A 3,876-nucleotide genomic window follows, 5' to 3' on the forward strand; every position below is an offset into this window, starting at 1 on the left:
GGGCGTGCTGTCCGGCTACCTGCTGTGGCAGGACGTGCCTGATACAACCATGCTGATCGGCTGCGCCATCGTCATCAGCAGCGGCCTTTACATCCTGCACCGCGAGACGGTGCGGCAGGCGCCGGTGGCGCAGGGCGCCACCCCGGCCGGCACCGTCGCCTCGGCCGCGTCGCCGATCAAGACGACCTAATCCGAGATCGGCGGGAAGCAGGACAGCAGCCAGGAGCGGAAGGCACCTGCGGCCGGCGACAGGCGGCGGCCTTCCGCCATCACCAGCCAGTACCAGTTGCGCGGCACCGTGACGTCGAACAGCCGCACCAGCCGGCCGGCGGCGATGTCGCGGGCGCACAGCACGTCGTCGCCCATGGCGATGCCCTGCCCGGCCATGGCGGCGTCGAGCGCCAACGCCACGTCGTGGAAGCGCGGGCCGCGCAGCGCGTCGATGCCGGTGATGCCGGCGGCGGCCAGCCACATCGCCCAGGTCTGGGCGCTTTCGTCGTGCAGCAAGGTCTGGCCGCGCAGATCCTCCGGCCGCTGCAGCGCCGCCGCGAAGGCCGGGGCGCAGACCGGATAGTCCATCACCCGCACCAGCGTCTCGGCCACCAGGCCGGTCCAGACGCCGCGGCCGTAGCGGATGGCGACATCGGTCTGGTCGGCCCGGAAATCGACCAGCCGGTTGGTCGGGTCCAATTCGATGTCGATGCCGGGATGGCGCTCGCGGAACTCGCCCAGCCGCGGCACCAGCCAGCGGCCGGCGAAGGCCGGTTCGACCGACAGCCGCATCCGGTGCCGCCCGGATTCGGCCGAGATCGCCACCATGCCCTGCGACAGCCGATCGAAGGCGTCGGCGACCACGGCGGCGAAATCCTGCCCCGCCTCGGTCAGCACCAGGCCGCGGCCCTCGCGCAGCAGCAGCGGCACGCCGAGCCGGGCCTCAAGCCCGCGGACATGACGGCTGATCGCGGCATGGCTGACGCCGAGTTCGGTGGCGGCCGCGGTGAAGCTGCCGCGGCGGGCGGCGGCCTCGAAGGCACGGACGGCGTTGAGCGGCGGCAGCGGGCGCATATCAATCTGTAACTTTTCCTGACAGATGCTGCAAGGGAACGGCGTTTGTGCCGAACCTTGGTTCACGAGAGAGTCCGGTCTTGCCCAGGAGGGTTCGATGTTCCACCGTCTGCTCGATGCATACCTCACCGTCTTCGCACCGCCGCGCCGCAGCCCGATGCTGCCGGCGGAGCTGCGCGCCGTGGCCGAGCCCCTGCCGCCGCTGCCGATCGGCCGCCGCCGGAGCCGCCCGTCGCGGCGCCCCATGGTGATCGGCCGGCCGTGAGCGCTGGCCCCTTCCCACTGGAGGGCGGCTGCCTGTGCGGCGCCGTGCGCTATCGCCTGGACGGGCCGCTGGAGTCGGTCGACTACTGCCACTGCCGGATGTGCCAGAAGGCCACCGGCAGCCCGGCCGTGGCCTGGGCGACCGGGCCCTTCGCCGGCGTCCGCTGGACCAGGGGCCAGCCGCGCAGCTACCAGTCCTCCCCGGTCGGGCGGCGCTGGTTCTGTGGCGATTGCGGCTCACCGCTCGCCTTCGAGGGCTTCGAGCCCGAGGGCAAGACCATGGGCATCGCCCTGGCGACGCTGGACGACCCGACGGCGCTGCGGCCGCGCCAGCATGCCTGGATCGGCACCCGCATCCCCTGGCATGTGATCGACGAAACCCTGCCGACTTACGAGGATGACGGGCCGCAGAGCGGTCTTTAAGCCGTCAGGCCCCGGCCTTGACCGCCGGGGCCGCGGCGCCGTTGCGCCGCCGTGGCAGCCGGGCGAAGACCAGCACATTGCCGAGCAGCACCAGCGCCACCCCGGCCAGCGCCGCCGCGGTCCAGACATAGCCTTCAAGCAGCGCCGAGGCATTCAGCGCCACCAGCGGGAACAGCACGGTCGAATAGGCCGCGCGGTCGGCGCCGATCCGGCCAGCCAGGGTGAGATAGGCCAGGTAGGCGACCACCGAGCCCGGGATGGCCAGGTACAACAGGGCGCCGACATAGGCCGGCGACGGGTCGAAGCGCCAGGGCTGCCCCTCCGCCAGCGCCACGGCGGCCAGGATCAGCACGCCGTACAGCATGCCCCAGGCGGTGGTGGTCCAGGGCGTCAGGCCGCGCCGGCGGTGCATCACCGCGAAGACGTTGCCGGCCGCGAAGCACATGGTGCCGGCCAGGGCCAGGCCGAGGCCGAACAGCATGCCGAGGTCGAGCCGCGCCGGATCGATGCCGAACAGCAGCCACAGCCCCGCCAGCCCGACCGCGCCGCCGGCCAGGATGCGCGGCCGCAGGGGCTGGCCGAGCACGACCCGGCTGAACAGCGCGGTCCAGACGCTGCCGGTGGAGAAGGCCACGGCCACCAGGCCGCTCGGGACATAGGCCGACGCATGATAGACCAGCAGGAAGTTGCCGCTGAACAGCGTCAGCCCCTGGCCGAGGCAGACCAGATGGTCGCGGCCGCGCAGGGGTTCGCGCCGGCGCAGGACCAGCAGCAGCGCGAACATCACCGCCGCGGCCAGGACGAAGCGGTAGAGGATCGACAGCTCCACCGGCACCGGGCCGATCTGGTAATGGATCGCCATCCAGGTGGTGCCCCAGATCAGGACGACGAGCAGATAGAGGGCGGCGGTCATGGCGGCACGCTGGTTCCGGATGTGTCGGCCCCGACACTGCGCCCGCCGGCGACGCCGGCGATTGCACATCCTTGCGGTCTTTCACCGCCGGCAATGGTGCCGCGCCGGCCCCGGGTCTAGTCTGGCGGCACGATGAACCGGCATGGACCCAGGGTGGAGGACGGCCTGCTGCGGCGGCTGGCGGCGCGCTACGGCGTGGTCGCGGCGCTGTCGTCGTCGCGCGCGGTGCTGGAGCATGCGGTCGAGATCGGCGACGGCTTCACCCTGGCGCAATGGCGCAATGCCCATGACACCACGGGCTACCGCGCCCCCGGCCACCACACGCTGAGCCTGTATCTGGAAGGCGGCGAAGGCACCCAGCGCGTCGGCTTTCCCGACCGGATCGGCGGCCCGGGCCGATTCTGCCTGCTGCCGGCGGAGCATGAATCGGACTGGACGCTGCAGAACCCGATGCGGTTCCTGCACTTCTATTTCGACACCGGCAGTCTGGCCGCCGCCGGCGCCGCCGCGCATGACGCCGATGTCCGCGAGACGGCGCTGTCGGACGACACCTTCTTCCACGACCCGGAGGCCGCCCGGCTGATGGCCGGCTTCCTGCGGATGGGCTGGGACCGGGACGACGCATCGCTGGCCGCGACCCAGATCGGGCATGAGCTGCTGGCCCATCTCGCCGGCAGCCAGCTGCGCCGCCGCCGATCGCCGGCGCTGGATGGCGGGCTGGCGCCGCAGGCCCGCCGCCGGGTGCTGGAGCTCATCGAGGCGGCGCTGGACGAGCCGCTGACGCTGGGCCGGCTGGCGGATGTGGCCGGCCTGTCGGAAACCCATTTCGCCCGGATGTTCCGCGCCTCGGTCGGGCTGCCGCCGCACGGCTATGTGCTGGCCCGGCGACTGGACCGCGCCCGCCGCCTGCTGGCCGGCACCGACCGGCCGCTGGCCGAGATCGCCGCCGCCTGCGGCTTCACCCACCCCAGCCACCTGACCCGGCATTTCCGCGCCGCCTTCGGCGGCCCGCCGGGCGCGTGGCGGGCGGCGATCCGGGGCTGAATCCCGCTTTATCCGCCCCCGGTCGCGATCGACCCATCCGGCGAGGTTCCGGTCAACGGCATCGCCGTCCGCGCCCTGATCCCGAGGAATCTCTGAGGCCGGATCGGCGTCGGTTGGGTTCGCCCTAGAATCGAAACCCAATCGGGTGCGGCTGAAATTCGTCGTCT

The 3,876-nt window shown here is 72.3% G+C and carries 5 protein-coding genes and 1 pseudogene; 4 read left to right on the forward strand and 2 right to left on the reverse strand.

The features are described 5' to 3' along the window. Nucleotides 1-190 (forward strand): annotated as a pseudogene (locus AC3XYG_RS00430) (hypothetical protein); the annotation flags it as partial. Here the strand turns inward: AC3XYG_RS00430 and gcvA are convergent. After that, entirely contained in the window at nt 187-1,065 is an 879-nt protein-coding gene (gene gcvA / locus AC3XYG_RS00435; protein WP_489137841.1) for a transcriptional regulator GcvA, read from the reverse strand. The pseudogene AC3XYG_RS00430 and the gene gcvA sit on opposite strands and share 4 nt — an antisense overlap. A gap of 97 nt (nt 1,066-1,162) precedes the next feature. Here gcvA and AC3XYG_RS00440 point away from each other — a divergent pair, with 97 nt between their 5' ends. Together AC3XYG_RS00440 and AC3XYG_RS00445 are read left to right on the forward strand one after the other, a co-directional pair. Continuing rightward, nucleotides 1,163-1,330: a hypothetical protein gene (locus tag AC3XYG_RS00440; protein WP_489137842.1), complete on the forward strand. Its 168-nt coding sequence runs from the start codon at nt 1,163-1,165 to the stop codon at nt 1,328-1,330. Then, nucleotides 1,327-1,752: a GFA family protein gene (locus AC3XYG_RS00445; RefSeq protein WP_489137843.1), complete on the forward strand. Its 426-nt coding sequence runs from the start codon at nt 1,327-1,329 to the stop codon at nt 1,750-1,752. Before AC3XYG_RS00440 ends, AC3XYG_RS00445 begins: the two co-directional genes overlap by 4 nt. A gap of 4 nt (nt 1,753-1,756) precedes the next feature. Here the strand turns inward: AC3XYG_RS00445 and AC3XYG_RS00450 are convergent, their stop codons facing one another. Next, nucleotides 1,757-2,665 carry a DMT family transporter gene (locus AC3XYG_RS00450; RefSeq protein WP_489137844.1) on the reverse strand — a complete coding sequence of 303 codons (909 nt, stop codon included), beginning with the start codon at nt 2,663-2,665 and terminating at the stop codon, nt 1,757-1,759. 132 nt (nt 2,666-2,797) lie between these two features. On the opposite strand from AC3XYG_RS00450, the gene AC3XYG_RS00455 reads away from it, so the two are divergent. Further along, complete coding sequence (locus AC3XYG_RS00455) at nt 2,798-3,709, forward strand: helix-turn-helix domain-containing protein (protein ID WP_489137845.1); 912 nt, start codon at nt 2,798-2,800, stop codon at nt 3,707-3,709. The last annotated feature ends 167 nt before the right edge of the window (nt 3,710-3,876 follow it).

This window comes from Inquilinus sp., from assembly GCF_057815775.1.